General features: G+C 63.5%; 13 protein-coding genes. 9 read left to right on the plus strand and 4 right to left on the minus strand.

Going from position 1 to position 17362, the window contains the following annotated elements; all coding sequences use genetic code 11:
* Window position 1: 1 nt before the first annotated feature.
* Entirely contained in the window at window positions 2–1189 is a 1188-nt protein-coding gene (locus ACIGJE_RS30625; protein ID WP_483680478.1) for a serine hydrolase domain-containing protein, read from the plus strand.
* Between the two features lie 30 nt (window positions 1190–1219).
* On the opposite strand, the gene ACIGJE_RS30630 is transcribed toward ACIGJE_RS30625, so the two are convergent.
* The 4 genes from ACIGJE_RS30630 to ACIGJE_RS30645 form a co-directional block, all read right to left on the minus strand.
* Entirely contained in the window at window positions 1220–3607 is a 2388-nt protein-coding gene (locus tag ACIGJE_RS30630; protein ID WP_483680480.1) for a glucose/quinate/shikimate family membrane-bound PQQ-dependent dehydrogenase, read from the minus strand.
* Window positions 3608–3794: 187 nt separating this feature from the next.
* Window positions 3795–5039: a glycosyltransferase family 4 protein gene (locus tag ACIGJE_RS30635; RefSeq protein WP_483680482.1), complete on the minus strand. Its 1245-nt coding sequence runs from the start codon at window positions 5037–5039 to the stop codon at window positions 3795–3797.
* A 21-nt stretch (window positions 5040–5060) separates the two neighbouring features.
* Window positions 5061–6341 carry a sugar transferase gene (locus ACIGJE_RS30640; protein ID WP_394311375.1) on the minus strand — a complete coding sequence of 427 codons (1281 nt, stop codon included), beginning with the start codon at window positions 6339–6341 and terminating at the stop codon, window positions 5061–5063.
* A gap of 401 nt (window positions 6342–6742) precedes the next feature.
* Window positions 6743–7483: a metallophosphoesterase family protein gene (locus ACIGJE_RS30645; RefSeq protein ID WP_415085663.1), complete on the minus strand. Its 741-nt coding sequence runs from the start codon at window positions 7481–7483 to the stop codon at window positions 6743–6745.
* 216 nt (window positions 7484–7699) lie between these two features.
* Here ACIGJE_RS30645 and ACIGJE_RS30650 point away from each other — a divergent pair, with 216 nt between their 5' ends.
* From ACIGJE_RS30650 to asnB, 8 genes are all read left to right on the plus strand, one after another.
* Window positions 7700–8290: a polysaccharide biosynthesis/export family protein gene (locus ACIGJE_RS30650; RefSeq protein WP_483680484.1), complete on the plus strand. Its 591-nt coding sequence runs from the start codon at window positions 7700–7702 to the stop codon at window positions 8288–8290.
* A gap of 29 nt (window positions 8291–8319) precedes the next feature.
* Window positions 8320–9678, plus strand: coding sequence for an outer membrane beta-barrel protein (locus tag ACIGJE_RS30655; RefSeq protein ID WP_483680486.1), 1359 nt, complete (start codon window positions 8320–8322; stop codon window positions 9676–9678).
* A gap of 13 nt (window positions 9679–9691) precedes the next feature.
* Window positions 9692–10369 carry a hypothetical protein gene (locus ACIGJE_RS30660; RefSeq protein WP_311936641.1) on the plus strand — a complete coding sequence of 226 codons (678 nt, stop codon included), beginning with the start codon at window positions 9692–9694 and terminating at the stop codon, window positions 10367–10369.
* A 127-nt stretch (window positions 10370–10496) separates the two neighbouring features.
* Window positions 10497–11033, plus strand: coding sequence for a transcription termination/antitermination protein NusG (gene nusG, locus ACIGJE_RS30665; RefSeq protein ID WP_311936644.1), 537 nt, complete (start codon window positions 10497–10499; stop codon window positions 11031–11033).
* Window positions 11034–11202: 169 nt separating this feature from the next.
* On the plus strand, window positions 11203–12591 hold the full coding sequence (locus ACIGJE_RS30670; RefSeq protein ID WP_483680488.1) for an O-antigen ligase family protein: 1389 nt from the start codon (window positions 11203–11205) through the stop codon (window positions 12589–12591).
* Between the two features lie 40 nt (window positions 12592–12631).
* On the plus strand, window positions 12632–14842 hold the full coding sequence (locus tag ACIGJE_RS30675; protein ID WP_483680489.1) for a GumC family protein: 2211 nt from the start codon (window positions 12632–12634) through the stop codon (window positions 14840–14842).
* Window positions 14839–15483 carry a hypothetical protein gene (locus ACIGJE_RS30680; protein ID WP_311936652.1) on the plus strand — a complete coding sequence of 215 codons (645 nt, stop codon included), beginning with the start codon at window positions 14839–14841 and terminating at the stop codon, window positions 15481–15483. Before ACIGJE_RS30675 ends, ACIGJE_RS30680 begins: the two co-directional genes overlap by 4 nt.
* A gap of 40 nt (window positions 15484–15523) precedes the next feature.
* The gene (gene asnB / locus ACIGJE_RS30685; protein WP_483680491.1) at window positions 15524–17338 is read left to right on the plus strand and encodes an asparagine synthase (glutamine-hydrolyzing); all 1815 of its coding nucleotides are present in this window, start codon (window positions 15524–15526) and stop codon (window positions 17336–17338) included.
* Window positions 17339–17362 lie beyond the last annotated feature (24 nt).

Below are 17362 nucleotides of genomic sequence, written 5' to 3' on the forward strand. Positions count from 1 at the left end.
GATGACCTATCCATCGGCGTTCGAGGCGGCGTGGGGTTTCGCCAGGGACGCGGTCCGGCTCGGCAACTGGCGCGCGGCGCCCTGGAACGTCTGGGCGTTTCGCCATGTCTGCGAACTCATTCCGACAGCTCGGATCGCAGCCACGCCCGGCCTGGCGGAGGAGCCGGTCGTCGATGCGAGGGACCTGTTGGACGAGACAGTGAGGCTCGAAGGGCGGCCTGTCACGGTGGCCGAACTCCTCCGCAAGACTTGCGCCGACGCCATGGTCGTCATGAAGTCCGGCCGCATCATTGCAGACTTCCACGCCCCGAATTTTACGCTGCAGAGCCGGCATATCCTGTTCTCGACCAGCAAATCCGTCACCTCGATCATCGCGGGGATCCTCCGCGACGACGGGCTGCTCGATTTCGACGAGCTGGTATCGCGCTATGTGCCGGCCCTCAAAGCCTCGGCCTATGGCGATGCGCGCGTCAGGGACGTCCTTGACATGAGGGTGAGCCTGGATTTCGAGGAGATCTACCACGACCCGCGCGGTCCCTATGCCCGCTATCGGCGTGCCGGTCTCCTGGACCCGCCAGACCCCGACGACAAGATCGAAACGGTCGTTGAGTTCATTGCCGGATTGAAGAAGGGCAAGGCTCCCCACGGTGGCCCCTATCACTATGCCTCGCCCAATTCCGACGTCCTCGGCCTGATCATCCAGGGCGCCTCGGGACAGCGCTTTCCGGACCTCGCATCAGAGCGCCTGTTCCAGCCGCTCGGGGCCCGGCAGGACGCCTATGTGACGGTCGACAGGGCCGGTACGCCGCGCACCGGCGGCGGCATCAACATGACACCGCGCGATCTCGCCCGCATCGGCGAGATGATGCGCCAGGGTGGCATGGCCAATGGACGCCGGATCGTCTCGCAGGAATGGGTCACCGACACCACTACCGGCGGCTCCTCCAGGGCCTGGGTCGAAGGCACCTCCGCGGCATGGCTGCCGCAAGGGCGCTATCGCAACAAATGGTACCAGACCGGCACCGGCAACGGCGCCTTCTTCGCCCTCGGCATTCACGGCCAGTGGCTCTATGTCGACCCGCAAGCCGAAATGGTCGTCGCCAAGGTCTCGTCCCAGCCCGAGGCCGTGGTCGACGACGCCAAGGATCTCAATCTTGCGCTGTTCGACGCGATCGCGAAGATCATTTGAGAGCCCGGCAGCTTCAGGATCCGATCGGCGCTACGGCAGGCTGTAGGCGACCAGGTAATCCCCCATCGTGGTGCCGAACGAGCCATGGCCACCGGCCATGGTGACGACATATTGCTTGCCACCGATCTCGTAGCTCATCGGCGTGGACTGCCCGCCGGCCGGCAGGCGGTCCTCCCACAGCTGGTTGCCGGTGGTCACGTCATAGGCGCGGATATAATTGTCCATCGTATAGGTCATGAAGGCGACGCCGCCGCCCGTGACGATGGGACCGCCGAGCCCGGGCATGCCGATCTTCAAGGGCAGCGGGATCGGCGAGACGTCGCGGATGGTGCCGTTGCGGTGCATCCAGATGATCTTGTTGGTCTTCAGGTCGATGCCGGCGATGAAGCCCCAGGACGGCTGCTTGCAGGGAAAGCCGACCGGTGACAGCAACGGATTGATCGTCACGCCGAAGGGAACGCCGAACTGGGGCTGCACGCCCTGCTCGGTTCCCGAGGGCAGGCTGGCATTTGGCGTTGCCGGGTTGTTGGGGCCGCGCGGGATCAGCTTGGACACGAAGGGCAGGTAGATCGGGTTGGCGATCGCGACCTGCCGTACCGGGTCGACGGCGATGCCGCCCCATTCGAAGGTGCCCAGATTGCCGGGGAAGACCAGCGTTCCCTGTAGCGAAGGCGGCGTGAAGGTCCCTTCATAGCGCAAGCGCTTGAAGATGATCCGGCAGGCGAGCTGGTCGAACATGGTCGCGCCCCACATATCCGCATCGGTCAGCTTCTTTTCCGGCCGGAAGGTGAGCTCGGAGAAGGGCTGCGTCGGCGAGACCCGGTCGCCCGGGGCGGCGCCCTGCGGCACCGGCTTTTCGGGGGCGGGTACGATCGGTTTGCCGTCCCGCCTGTCGAGCACGAAGATGTTGCCGGTCTTGGTCGGCGCATAGAGGGCGGGCACCACGCTGCCGTCGGGCCTGGCGAGGTCGACGAGGCTGGGCTGGGCCGGCACGTCCATGTCCCAGAGGTCGTGATGGACGGTCTGGTAGGACCAGGCGAGCTTGCCGGTATCGGCGTTGAGGGCGACGATGGAGGAGGCGTAGCGTTCACTGGCAGGCGTGCGATTGCCGCCCCAGATGTCGGGGGTCTGCACGCCGGTCGGGATGTAGACCAGGTTCAACTTCGGATCGTAGGACGACACGATCCAGGAATTGGGCGAGGCGTCGACGAATTTATGCGTCGCCGACGGCGTCTGGTTGGGATCCTCATTGCCGGCGTCGAAGGCCCAGACCAGCTTGCCGGTATGCACGTCGAAGCCGCGGAACACGCCTGAAGGCACGGTGGCCGAATAATTGTCGATCACCGAGCCGGTGACCATCACGATCTTGTCGGTCACCACGGGCGGGGAGGTCACGTAGTAGAAACCACGCTGGGAGACCCCCATGCCCTCCATCAGGTCGATCGACCCGCCCTTGCCGAATTGCGCGCAGGGCGTGCCCGTCTGGGCATCCACCGCGAACAGCCTGCCGTCATTGGTCGGCAGGAAAATCCGCGTCGGACACTCGGCCGGCGGGGGATTGCCATCGGAGGTCCGGGCATCGGCCTTGGTCTCGAGATAGGAGACCCCGCGGCAGGTCATGTGCTGGTAGGTCTTGTCATAGGCGATCTTCGGATCGAACTTCCATTTCTGCTTGCCCGTGTTCGCGTCGAGCGCGAACAGGATCTGATGGGGCGAACATAGATAGAGCGTGTCCTTGATCTTGATCGGCGTGACCTGGTTGGTCAGTTCGCCCGGATCGTTGGGACCCTTGAGATCGCCGGTCCGGAAGGTCCAGGCCACCTTCAATTGGGACACGTTCTGCGGCGTGATCTGGGCGAGCGGCGAATAGCGATTGCCGAACTGGGTGCGTCCATAGGACGGCCAGTCGCCGTCGGGCAGGTTTGCCCCATCGGCTGCGACAGGGGCCGGCGAAGCGACCGGCGGCAGGTTGCCGGCAAAGCTCTGCGGGTCCTGGGTGAGCGAATAGCCGAGGACGCCGGCGCAGGCGAGCAGCGCGACGATGAGCGGCATGCGGGCCGCCAGGCTCAACTCGCCGGTTGCGGGGGAACGCAAGGGACGGGTGACGAAGGGCAGCAGCAGCCATAGGCCGAGCGGTGCGAGGATGTCGCCGCGCGGTGCCAGCAGCCAGAAATCGAAACCGGATTCCCACACGGCCCAGATGAGCGTGCCGAGCAGGAGCACGGCATAGACGACGAGGGCGGAGGAATGACGCCTGGCGAGCAGGAAGGCCGTCACCAGCATCAGAAGCCCGGCGACGATATAGTAGGGGGATCCCCCCAGCATCAGCAGCCAGATCCCCCCGCCACCGAGGGCCAGGCCGATTATCGCAAAGACAACCCAAGTAATGGTAAGCATAAGGCCACGACGCTGGTGCATTGAGCCATCCAGTTCAGCGAAAGATGTCGTATCCCCTTGCAAAAGGACTAGCAGGCCTGGACGGGGGAGGCAACAGCCCGCGGCGGGGGTATTTCACCTTGCCTGCTCAGGTTGGCAAAAAGCTACCGCAGCCCGCAATTTGAATGAGTGGAGCGACGGCACCGCGCCACGCATCCATGGCTGCGACCTAGCTTTTCGGCGGCCCCGCGACCGACAGCAACAGCGTCTGCCAGGCGTGCAGGCTGGAACGCCGGTCAAGCCCACTCTCAATCAGGGCGCGCGCGTTGCGCCCTTTCTCCGCCAGGAGATCAGGCCGGCCGCACCATTGGCGGACGGTCGCCGCGAAGCCCGCGCTGTCGCCGGGAACGATGACGGCCCCACAGTCGGAGCGGCGGACCAGGTCGGAGATCTCGCCGTCCGGCGCCATGACCGCAATCATCGGCTTTCCGGCCGCGGCGATACCGTAGAACTTGCTCGGCACGATCAGGCCTTCCAGGTGCGGATTGAGCGACAGCCAGTGAATATCCGGTACCGTCAGGGACTGCGGCAATGCGCCGGCATCCTGATAGGGCTGGAAGTAAAACATCGCTCCCAGCCTATGCTCGGCGACGGCCCGCTTGAGGTAAGGGGTCAGATAGCCATTTCCGATGAACAGGAAGGCGATCCCGGGCTCGTCCCGCAGCAGGCGGGCGGCACCGATGAGTGTGTCGATCTCATGCGCCCGGCCGAGATTGCCCGAATAGCCGACCACGAACTTGTCCTGCAGTCCCCAGTCACGGCGCAACCGACTGGGCTCCCCGCCAGCCGGCACGATGCTGCGGTCATCACACCAGTTGGAGAGCACCGTGACCCGGGCAGCCGGCACGCCAAATCCGGTGATCTTCGCCTTCATCCTCTCGCCGACCGCCACGTTCATGACAGCATGGCGAAGGCTGGCGTTCCGCAGCCTGCGCAGGATACCTCCCAGCAGCCCCTTGCCGGCCTTCAGGCCGAGCTCTGCCGCAACTTCCGGATAGACATCCTGCAGCCAGTTGACCTGCCTGAGGCGCCGCGCCAGGACGACAGGCAAGAGGGAGACACTCAGCAATGGCGGATCGGTCTTGACCACGACGATATCACCGGCGCGTGCGTATCGCCAGACCTCGACGGCCAGGGCCGCATGAACGGCGAGCGCAACGCCGGCACGCCGGAGGAGCGATGAGCTCGCCTCCGTCACCGGACCGACGCGGTGGATAGCAACACCGGGCAGAACCGCGTCGGGATCCAGCCTGCAGGTGGGTTCGTCATAACGGCCGGCACCCGTGATGGCGATCACCTCCCAGCCCTGTTCGGCAAGGAAGCCCGCCAGATCCGACGCGATCTGGCTGGTCGCGGACGTGTCCGGATGGAAATAGCGGTTGACCAGAAAAACGCGGCGCTGTTTCGGAGCCATGCGGGGGCGCTGCCGTTCCGGTCAACGTCGATAGGTCGGGGGGGAGTGTTGTTCCGCCAAGCCCCGCGCCAGAGCTTTTCTGCCCCTGCGCGCGGCCATGGCGCGATTGAGCGCAGCACTTCCCCTCCGTTCGCCACCCAATACGAAGATCACGGTCATGACGGCAATCTTCAGGTCCAGGGCGAGGGATGCATTGTCGATGTAATACTCGTCGAGGGCGTCCTTCTCCTCGCTGGTGACGAGATTGCCGCCATTGACCTGGGCCCAGCCGCTGATGCCGGGCCGCACGGCAAGGCGGAGCCCGGGATTGGCCGGCTGGTCCGCCGGCAGAAGCGGACGGGGGCCGATCAGCGACATTTCACCCGTAAGGACGTTCAACAATTGCGGAATCTCGTCGAGCCGCATCTTCCGGATGAACCGCCCGATCGGCGACAGACGCTCGGGCCCGGGAACCACATGCCCCTTGGCGTCGTAGGGAGCGTGATAGGTCCGGAATTTGTAGATGAAGAAATGCCGGCCTCCCCGTCCCACCCGCTGCTGCCAGAAATGCAGGGGGCGTCCGACGTCGAACAATACGAGCGTGGCAACCAGCAGCCAGACGGGCGCCAGCAGCAGCATGAGGACAATCGAGGCCACGATGTCGATGGCACGCTTCACGCCGAAATAGCGCCGTAACACGGCCGCAGGATGTGCCTGCGCATCCCGGGCCGCCAGCATGGGCAAGGCCGGTATCCCCGCAGTGCCTTTGGGCATGAGCTCCAGCGCCTGTGCCACGCTCTTGAGCGCGATGCCGCGGCGACCACACTCTTCCGTGACGAACCGGAGGCTGGCTGTCTCCAACTGGCCGGGCTCCATGGACAGCCACACCGCATCAATGGTCACGCCATGCAGGGCATATTCATCGACGATGCGTCCGAGATCGCCCACGCGCCCGGCTACGCGCACACCGTTGAGCGAGCGTCCCGTCGCCGACGGTCCCTCGTCGAGGACCGACATGATCTGCGTGGTGACCGGCGCCTGGCTCTCGATGAGCTTGATCACGAGCCAGGCGAACTGATCCGTGCCGATCAGGATGACCTTGCGAAGATCGGTGATGTTGCGCTTGGCACTGACCCTGGCGCGCTCATGGGAAACGAGCCTCGAGAAGGCCCGCCCACCCACCAGGCCAGCGCCCAGGACGAGCGAGTAGATGATCGGGGTCGAGCGCGGGATGCCATCGAGTCGCGTAAGCATGAAAAGCACCAGGCCGCTGGCGCTGATGGTCAATGCAATCACCGCGCCGATCGCATAGAGGTCCGGCACCGAAAACGTGTTCCGGACGGCATCCCCGGCACGACAGATGAGCAAGGCCGGGATTGCAAATGCGATCGTAACAAAAACAAAAAGATAGGGACCCGGAAGGTCGAATGGCACATTCGGCCAGGCAAGGAGGTCAATATCCCGCAACGCCAGCGTCAATATCGGTGCGGCAATCACCCACAATACGTCGAAAAGTGACAGACGTAATTTACGCGGACTATATGACGTCGGGATTCGGGACCGCATTCAACGCTCCTTACAAGCCCAGAATAAATATGACTGTAGCAACGTCAAGCTGCCAACCCGTAAACAGGGTTGCCAGTTCCGAGGCGGTCGCACCGAACCATTGTCGTTCCCCAATTGCGGTCGCAGGTCTTGTTGCCGCGTAATCGGCTTGCCGCTCCTCATGGTGTGGCACTCAAGAAGCGCCGGCCTGCCTCTTCCAGCACGACTGCGGTGAGACGCGAGGTTGCAAAGGCCCCCGTATCGACATTGATCCGATTGGCGTGCATTTCCGGCTCGGAGACGGGCGAATGACCGTGCACCACGATCTTGCCGAAGCTGCCGCCGAACTTCAGAAACTCGTCCCGGATCCACAAAAGGTCTTCGCCTGCCTGCCGGTCCAGGCCAATGCGCGGCTTCACCCCGGCATGGCAGAAGAAATAGTCACCACAACTATGGCTCAGGGGCATGTCTTCCAGGAATCGCCGATGGGCGGCGGGCAGCTTTCCGGCGAACTGCTCGCGGACCTGGCGATAGCCGCGCCCGCGCAGGGCTTCGCTGACATCGACCCCATAGGAGTGAAGCGTTTCCAGGCCGCCGAACTTGCGCCAGCGTTCGAGGACCGCGGGGTCATCGAGAAAGGACAGCAGCAGATCCTCATGATTGCCGCGCAGGGCCTTGATGGTCGCGCCGAACCGGCAGGAGGACAAATGCTCGATCACGCCGGCCGACTCGGGACCCCTGTCGACATAGTCCCCCAGGAAAACCACCAGAGGTTCGGTGATACCGCCATCGAGGTCGGCCAGGATCCGCTGTTCCATCCGCAGCAGCAGGTCCCGGCGGCCATGAATGTCACCAACGGCGTAAATTCTCGTTCCAGGCGGGACAGTTGACACGCCTTCTCCCTTTGGCAACGCCGCCATCCATGCCACGAATTATAATCAAATAGCACGAAGATTATGCCCGATGCTTGAGCTATCAACATCCTTCTTCATAGGTCGGACGAATTTGTTCATTAAGCAAACTAAATAAAGCGTAAGGCAGGCGGGAGAAATTATTGGACAAAAAAACACACTTACGCCTATCGTTACGTTGTTTACGTATCCGATCTCAGGCGCGAGGGGTTGTGGGTGTCGCGTATGGGTATTCAATCGAGGCCATTTTCGGCACTCATTGCGGTTTTCTGCCTGTTGCTCGCGTCCTGTGCAAACGACACGGTCGGCGTTGCCTCGAAAGCCGACCAGGAAGCCCTCATCCGGAAAGCAGCGGTCGCAGCCCCGAACATCCAGGCCGGCGACAAGATCCGGGTTACGGTCTTCGGGGAAGACCGTCTCACCGGAGAATATCAGGTCGATCCGGCCGGCTTCGTCTCCCTGCCGCTTGCCGGCACGGTGAAGGCAGCAGGCCTGAGCAAGCAGCAGATGGAAAGGACGCTCGCCTCCAAATTCAGCGGCGAGTATCTGCGTGATCCGAAGGTCACCGTGGACCTCGCCAGCTTCAGGCCCTTCTATATTCTGGGAGAGGTCAACAAGCCGGGAGAATATGACTATAAGAGCGGCCTGAATATCGTGAGCGCCCTGGCCGTGGCCGGCGGCACGACCTACAGGGCCAGCACATCCAACATCGACATTCAGCATGTCGGCGAAAACGGGTTCAAGAAATACCCGATTTCATCGAATATTCCCGTTCTGCCGGGCGATCTTATCCGCGTCCCCATGCGTTACTTCTAGTCGCTCGAACCCGAGAGCCAGGGGTATTCATGCAGCGCACAACGTCACTGGTTTTCCTGGCTTCGGTGGCGATGCTCGTTCCGGGCTTTGGCTTGCGGCATGCATCGGCGCTCGAGGCCACGCCCAGCCAGGCGACGGCCGAAACCCTGGGCATCACCGCCAGCCCGAATTTCGTCGAAGGACTGCCCTTCGGTGGCTGGCTGGTCTATCCATCCCTGTTCCTCGGCGCGGTCTATAACGACAATATCGACGGCCAGGACCGAAACCGCCAATCATCCCTCGGGGTGCAGATCCAACCGCGCCTGGATGCGGCATGGGAAGACGGCATTCATCGTCTTGCCGTCTATGCCAACGGCGATTTCCAGCTCTACCCGTCGCACCAGGACAGCAGCCGCATCACTGCCAAGGTCGGGGCGGCATGGACCTATTCGCCCCTGCCGGACCTCACCATCCGGCTTCACGGCGACTTCAGCCGCGCCAACGGCATGTTCAGCCCGGGGTTCTGGTCATCGCCCTACCAGACCTGGCAGCGCCCGGGCGCCGTCCTCACCGATTCCTCGGTTTTCACCAATACCTACGAAGCCGGCGTCGCGGTCGAAAAGAAGGTGACCGATCAGACCTCCATCCGCCTGTCCGGCGGCGTCATCTATGCCAGCTTCGATCGCCCCGACGACAAGGCCGCGGCAAAGAGTGGCTTCCCCACCCCGTTCAATGGCACGGACTATTATGTGGCGCTTCGTGCCACCACCATGCTGACCCCGCAGATCTATGCCTTCGTCGAGGGCGGCGCCGATTTCCATCGCTATGACAGGAAGGTCAAGGGCGACTCCGTCTACCATGTGACGACAGGCCTCGGCTCGGAGCTGATCCGGCTCGTGCGCGGCGAAATCTATGTGGGGTACCAGGCTCGCAGCGGATCGCGCAGCACCTCCGGCTCGACGAACCAGCCGGCGTTCGGCGGGCGGATTTCATACTATCCGACGCAATACCTCACCATTGCCGCTTCGGTCGATCAGTCGCTCTCCTTCTCGCAGACCCCCGTCCTGCTTCCCTCGGGCAATGGTGCTGTCACACAGGCCATGCAATCGGCTTCCGGCCGGACATTCCAGTCCCGGCTCCAGGTCGATTATGCCCTGTCGCAGCTCTGGTCCGCCTATGTCCAGGGCGGCTACGGCCAGACGCGCTATAGCGCCGTCTCCAATCTCACCAACACTCAGGTCTGGTCGGCCGGCGCCGGGCTTCGCTATGATCTATGGCGTAACATGGCGCTCACCGTCGAATACCAGTTCAACCGTTCCAGTTCGAAATACAGGCAAGCAGCGCTTTTCAATTCCGCCGCTTCATTCAACCAGAACGTCGTCTCACTCGGATTGACTTACCATTACTAGGGAGCCGAGAACCATGCTGGCGAGGCTCACGCTGCCAATTCTTGCCTGCTTGTGGCTCGCTACGGCTGCTCAGGCGCAATCGACCCAGGCGCCGGCCTGCGTTTCGGAAACGGACCCGCTTGGCTGCGAACAGGCACAGGAAAACCTGGCGCCGGAAATGCTCAGGCTGCTTTCGGCCTATCCCCATGGCGGGCAGGCCCTGGAGGGGACCGCCTATCGAATGGCCGTCGCCCAGCCTGAACAGGCCTTCGCGCTGATCGCCCTGGCCAACCGCTCCAATCCCGAGCAAATGGCGGCGATCGCCCGCGGCCTGCTGCATGCCTTCGACGAATTGACGGAATCCAGTCCGCAATGCCGGGCCGGATGCATGGACAGGCTGCAGAAGATCATGATGCTGCGCCGTCTCAAGCCGATGGCCGCCCGCTCTGCGAGCCGGGAGAAGTGCTCTTCGGGAAAGGCTGACGTCAAACCCTATCCACTGACCTGCGGCACACCCGTCAGGGCCGCAATGCAATGCGCCAACCAGACGCTCACCGCTCTCCTGACCGCACTTGCGCGCCAGCAATTCGCGGCGCTGGCGACGGCCTCGGGCGCCCCGAGGGGCTGTTTTGCGCCCGTCTATCAAAGTCCCCACAACGCCGCGGGCTGGACTTCGTCAGCCCCTACCGGCCTGCCGATAAGTCGAAATTGATGGTTGCCAGATTCGGTCATTTCCGCGAGCCTGAGCTCATGTTGTTCAGCAACGACGTGTCTGCAAATCCTGAGGCCGCCATCGAGGGGACGCAGGCCTGGAACAGCTCCCTGCGCCGGTTGCAATCATGAGCAGGGCCCTATCCAGTCTGCTTCAGGCCAATATGCGTGGGCAACGCTGGTATGTCGTGCAGACACGCGCCCGCTCGGAGGAGACCGCGCGCTTCAATCTGGAGAACCAGGGATTCGAGGTTTTCCTGCCGCGCACGCTTCGCACCGTCCTGCATGCGCGCAAGCGCCGGACCGCCTTTCACGCCCTCTTTCCAGGCTATCTGTTCGTACGCCTCGATCTGGAACGCGAACGCTGGCGCTCGATCAACGGCACCATCGGCGTGGTGCAGGTGGTGATGGGCTCCAATCTGCCGCTCCCGGTGCCCGAAGGCGTGGTCGAAACGATCCTGACCTATGTCGATGCCGAGGGCGTCGCCCGGCTCGACCGTGATCTTGCACAAGGGCAGACGGTTCGCGTGACGCTGGGTCCATTTACTGAAAGCATCGGCCCGTTGATGCGCCTCGATCCCAATGAACGCGCCCGCGTTCTGCTGGAGATCATGGGCCGAGCTGTCGAGATCAATCTGCCACGGCGAGCGCTGGAGGCAGTTTGACGCCGGCCGGCTTTTGCCGGCCTCCAGATGTCGGACAGAGGGCGAGACAGACCGTTTCACCCTAACGGCGGTAGCATGGCAAAAACGGATATCGTTGCGATCGGGGCGAGTGGCATTGGCGAGCGGCACGCTTGCGGATGAGCGCCTGAGGTCTCGCGCAGAGACGAGGATGACGACAGGCGTTGTCGAGAAGCTTCTCTTGGCCGCTCTCATCCTCGGCCTTGCCTGGGCCCCGGCCTGGCTCGGCAGCAACCGCGCAATGGCTTGGGGCGTGAACGGCATCCTGTTCCCCGGACTGGTGATCGCCTACGAACTCAGCCGGATCGTCCTGGGCCGGCCTCATGCGGTAGCTGCCCGCTATCTTTCGGTCCCGATCGGCCTTTTCATTGGTGTCGTCGCCTGGATCCTCCTGCAGATTTCGCCATGGATGCCGCCCACCCTGGTTCATCCCATCTGGCCCCTGGCCGCCCAGGCGCTCGGCGAACCCGTCCCCGGCTCGATCAGTGTCGACCCCGGCGCGAGCGCGCTCGGGCTCCTTCGCCTGATCACCGATGCCAGCGTGTTCTGGCTGGCGCTCCAGCTTTGTCGCTCGGCGCCCCGGGCGCATCTGCTGCTCCATGCGATCATGGCCATCATCGCCGTCTATGCAGCGCTGGGGCTCTACCTTGCGGTCTTCGAGGCTTCGAGCATCCCCTATCTCGACGGTCCCGCACCCGGCCTGGTGCGATCGACCTTCGTCAACCGCAACAGCCTGGCCGCCTATGCCGGCATCGGCGTCATCATCGCCTTGACCCTGTGGCTCAGGGCGCTGAGAGCCGCATCCGCAACCGGTTCTCATCAGCCAGGCCGTTTCCTTCGCCTGATCGCGCAGTTCCATTGGATCGAGATCGGGGCAGGATTGCTGGCGCTCGGCGCCCTCATGGCAACCGGTTCGCGTGGCGGCGTCATCGCCACGGCCGCAGGCCTTGCCTGCGTGCTGGTCCTGACGTTCCCGCGCTCGGACGGATCCATCCTCCAGCGGATTTCCGTGCTCCTCGTGCCGCTGCTGGCTTTAGGAGGCGCAGTCGTCTTCATGGGTGACGTCGTCTTCGGGCGTATCGCTGCCTCCGGCCTGACCGACACCAGCCGAGCGGCCGTCAACGACATCTTGATCCGTTCCCTGCAGGATGCCCCACTGTCGGGTTTTGGCTACGGCACCTTTACCGATATTTTTCCCGTCTATCGCGATCAATCCATTTCGACGACGGGCGTGTGGGACAAGGCACACAACACCTATCTTGAGGTTTTGCAAGGACTTGGCCTCGTATTCGGAACCATGATGATAGCCTTGGTGGCCTGGCTTATCGGACTTTGCGGGATCGGTGCCTTCCGCCGGCGCCGGCATCGGGCTCCGCTGATCTGCGCCGTCGGCACCGGCATATTGCTGGGTGTGCATGCGCTCGTCGATTTCAGCCTGCAGATCCAGGCAATCTCGTTGACCTTTATGGCTTTGCTCGGCGCTGGCGTGTCCCAATGGGCCAGTTCCAGCGTGAACCTGTCGGATGGGACACTGTCATGAACTGCGGATGGATCCCTGATCACCATCGGAGCTGCGCCAGATGTTGAACCGTCTCGACACGAGCTTGCGCGGATTGGAGGACAGTGAAGCCCAGGGCGGCCGATTCGATATCCGTGACACCGTCAACTTCGTCTGGCGGCAATGGGCCTTCATCCTTGCCTGGACCATCCTGGCCGGATTGCTGGGGGCAATCTATATCGCCCGGCAAACGCCCCTCTATACGGCCACCACCCAATTGCTGCTGGACCCTCGCAAGGAAAAGGCTGCAGGCCCGGACTCCATCTACACCGACACCGCTCTCGATCTGTCCGTGGTCGAGAGTGAGATCGCTGTGATGCGCTCCACCGTTCTGCTCAAGCGCGTGGTGCTCAAGGAAGGCCTGCTCGGCGGCAGCGGCACCCCCGCCCAGGCGCCCCAGACCAATGCCGGCTCAACATCGGCACAGCCGGCTCCTGGCGGCGAGTCCGACGACGCGATGTCGCCGGCCATGGTCGCCGCGGTCGAAGGCCTCAAGAATGCGGTGGTGATTTCGCGGGCCGGCCAGGCCTATGTGATCAACGTTTCCTATACGTCGGACAGCCCGGCCAGGGCCATGCAATTGGCCAATGCAATTGCCGATGCCTATGTGGTCGACAAGCTCGACGCCCGCTTCGAAGCGGCCAAGCGCGCCTCGAACTGGCTGAACGACCGCCTGGTGGAGTTGCGTCAGCAATTGCGCCTCTCCGAGGAAGCGGTGACCAAGTTCCGGGCCGACAACAATCTCGCGCAGGCCGTGCCCGGTGCGTCGCTCAACCAGGAGCAACTCACGCAATTGAACGGCCGGCTGGTGGCGGCGCGCGCCGATACGGCGGAAAGAAAGTCGCATCTGGATCTGTTGACCAAGATCCAGGCCGAGCGCGGCAAGCTCGACGCTCTGCCCGAGGCGGCGAGTTCCGGTGTCCTGGCCGATCTTCGGCGCCAGGAAAACGATCTGTCCCGCCAGGAGGCGGACTTGCTGGCGCGCTATACCGGTGCCCATCCCCAAGTCGTGAACGTCCGTGCCCAATTATCCGATGTTCGCCGCAGCATCGCCAACACTCTGCGCCAGATCGCCAGCGACGTCAGGAACAACTACAATCTTGCCCTGGCCCGCCAGGACGCGGCCGAGCAGGCCTTGAAGGAAGCCTCCGGGCAATCCGACCTCGACGCCTCCAAGGCGATCACCCTGCGCGAACTCGAGCGAACCGCCGCCGTCAACAAGAGCCTGTTCGAGGATTTCCTGCAGCGCGCGCGCCTCACCCAGGAACAATCGACCTTCGAGGCGCGCGACGCACGGATCATCACGCCCGCGGTGGCACCCGGCATCCCCTCCTCCCCCAAGCGCACCCAGATCATCCTGACATCGCTCATTCTCGGGCTTATCGTCGGCATCGGGGCGGCTTATCTGAGGGAAGCCCTGAACGCCGGCTTCACCACGCCGCGCGAGATCGAAACGTTGCTCGAAATGCCGCTGCTCGCTTCGATCTCCCGCTTCTCGCCCCGCACCAAGGACGAGAATGGTCGGCTGCTCAGCCTGCCCGAATATCCCCTGCGAATGCCTTTGGCACGCAGCTCGGAGGCGATACGCTCGCTGCGCAGCGCCGTGCAGATGAGCAATGTCGATCATCCCCCCAAGGTGGTGCAGGTAACGTCCACCCTGCCGGGCGAGGGCAAGACGACGATCGCCCTGATGATGGCGACCTCGGCGGCCCAATCGGGCCAGAATGTGCTTTTCATCGATTGCGACCTGCGCCATCCCTCGGCTTCCTCGCAATTGAGGAAGGAGAAGGCGCCCGGCCTGATCGAATGCCTGTTGGGCGAGATCGAACTCGAACAGGCGCTCTTCTACAGCGAGAGATACCGGATCTGGGCGCTTTCCGCTGGTGGCGAGAGCAAGAACCAGCCTGATCTCCTGGCCTCCGAGCGCATGAAGGCTCTGATGGCGAAGGTGCGCAGCCGGTTCGACGTGGTGATCGTGGATACGCCGCCCATGGGGCCGGTGATCGATCCGGTCATCGTGTCCAATCTGGTCGACAAGGTGATCTATATCGTGCGCTGGGCCGCGACAGCCCGCGAAATGGTGCAGCAATCGCTACGCCAGATCGCCGGCCAGAAGAAGGTGGCCGGCATCGTGTTCAACCACATCATGGACGACAAGGCCAAGAAATATGGCCGCTTTGCCTATGGCTACTATTATGGCAGCCGCTACTACCGGAAATATTACGAGAAATGAGCGGTCAGCTGATGCGAACAGGCACGGCGATTCTTTGCATAGCCGTGGCCGGCTTTGCGGTCTGGCGCTCGGTCCTGGTCCTCGGTTATGCGCTCGCCGAGCGCCAGGCCGAAGAAACTGGCGACATGGCCTCTCTCCGACCCTTTGCAGCGACACTGGAAACCGGTGCCCTGGCTGAAGCTGCCATGCAATCCGCCATCACGCAGACCCAGTCCACCGGAACGATCGAGGACACCGTCCGCCTGCTGAAGCGCCAGCCTCTGTCGAGCAGTGCCTGGCTCGATCTGGCTACCGCCCGGCTTGCCGCCGGAAAGGGCATGGAGGAGGTCGAGCAGGCCCTGCGCCTGTCGGCACTCACGGGACCGAATGAATCGGTACCGATGGCGAGCCGTGCCCTCTTTGCCTTGCCGCTATGGACCGCCCTGCCCGACGACCTCCGCCGCCGCACGGCGCAGGATATCGCCGGCGGCTGGGATCGCCTGGAGGCTTCGGACAAGCTCGTCATGCGCCTGGCTCTGTCGAATACTCCCGCCATCCGTACCGAGCTCACCGCCCTGCTCCGTCAGGCGGACAGCATGAGCCAAGCAAGATTCGACGATCTCGGCCTCGGTCCAGCCCAGCCGAAAGGCTCGATGCCATGATATCGGCAGGCCTTAACGCCAGCCAATGGCAGCCTGCCTGATGTGCGGCATCGCGGGCATCTTTGCCTATCACTATGCGGCGAACGCCATCAGCCGCCCGGAACTGGGCGCCATGAGCCGTCACATGGCCCAGCGCGGGCCCGATGCCAGTGGTGAATGGTTCGATCCGGCGGAACGACTGGGCCTGGCCCATCGCCGCTTGGCGATCATCGATCTCGCGGATCGTGCCTTGCAGCCAATGGCGAGCGCCGATGGCCGTCATGTCATCGTCTTCAACGGCGAAATCTACAATCACCTCGCCTTGCACGAAGGCTTGCAAAAGGAAGGCGCCGAATTCAGGACCTGGTCCGACACCGAGGTGCTGCTGCATCTTTACGCCCGCTACGGTGAGGGGATGGTCACGCGGCTGCGCGGCATGTTTGCCTTCGCCATCTACGATACGACCGCCCGTACCCTGTTCCTGGCGCGCGATCCCTATGGCATCAAACCGCTTTATTACAGCGATGACGGCTGGGTCTTCCGCTTCGCCAGCCAGGTGAAGACCTTGATTGCCGGAGGCGGCATCTCTCGCGACCGCGACCCGGCCGGCGACGTCGGCTTCTACCTTTTCGGCAGCGTGCCGGAGCCCTTCACCTGCTTCCGCGCGGTTCGAGCCCTGCCGGCGGGCTCGACGATGCTGGTCGACCGGGCCGGCGCACAGGTGCCGCGCAACTATCACCATGTCGCGTCCGTCTATGGCGCCGCACAGCAAAGCCTGGAGGCAGGGCGCGACAGCCCAGCAGCCTTTGCCGGCATTGCCCTGGACTCCGTGCGGCACCATCTGGCCGGGGATGTCGAGGTCGGTGCCTTTCTTTCGGCCGGCGTCGACTCCGGCGCCCTGGTCGGCCTCATGCGCGATGCCGGTGCCGGGCAGGTCAAAACCATCACCATCGGATTTGAGGAATTCGCCGACACGCCGGCGGACGAAACGTCTCCGGCCGCCGACACCGCCCGCTTCTACGGCACCCACCATGTTACGCGCATGATCACCAGAAGCGAGTTCGAGACTGATCTGCCGCGTTTCTTCGAGGCCATGGACCAGCCCAGCATCGATGGCCTCAACATCTGGTTCGCCGCCAAGACGGCCCGCGAGCTTGGCCTCAAGGCGGTGCTGTCGGGGTTGGGCGGCGACGAGCTTCTGGGCGGCTACCCTTCCTTCCGGGACATTCCCCGCTGGGTGAGGACCCTGCAGGTTCCTTCACGCGTTCCGCTTCTCGGCACGAGCCTGCGCCGTCTGGGAAGACCTTTCGTCGAGCGGCTGCGCCTTCATCCCAAGCTCGCCGGCCTGCCTGAATATGGCGGATCCTATGCCGGCGCCTATCTGCTCAAGCGTGGGCTCTATTTGCCCTGGGAACTGGGCGAGGTGCTCGACCGCGACACCGTCGAGGTAGGCCTGCGCCGTCTGGGACCGCTGAAGCTGATCAACGCCCAGTTGCACGGACAGCCGAAGGATCCCTTCGCCCGAGTCGCAGCGCTGGAGTCGAGCCTCTATCTGCGTAACCAGTTGCTCCGCGATGCCGATTGGGCCGGCATGGCGCACTCGGTCGAGATCAGGACACCCCTGGTCGACAGCGAAGTGCTCGAGCGCTCGGCCCGGCTCGATCTGAGGGGCGTTGCGGGCAAGACGGCGCTTGCCCAGGCACCGGCAAAGATCTTGCCGCAATCTGTGCTCGATCGCCCCAAGACCGGTTTCGCCCTTCCGATCGCACAGTGGTTGCAGGCGTCCTCTCTCGGTTCCATGCCCGTTCCACGCAAGCCAACCCAGCATGGCTGGGCACGCGACTGGAGCCGCATCGTCCATCGCCAGTTCGCATGACATGGCGCCGCGGCGGCTGACAAT

The organism is Labrys sp. E2SS-1L, from assembly GCF_057073705.1.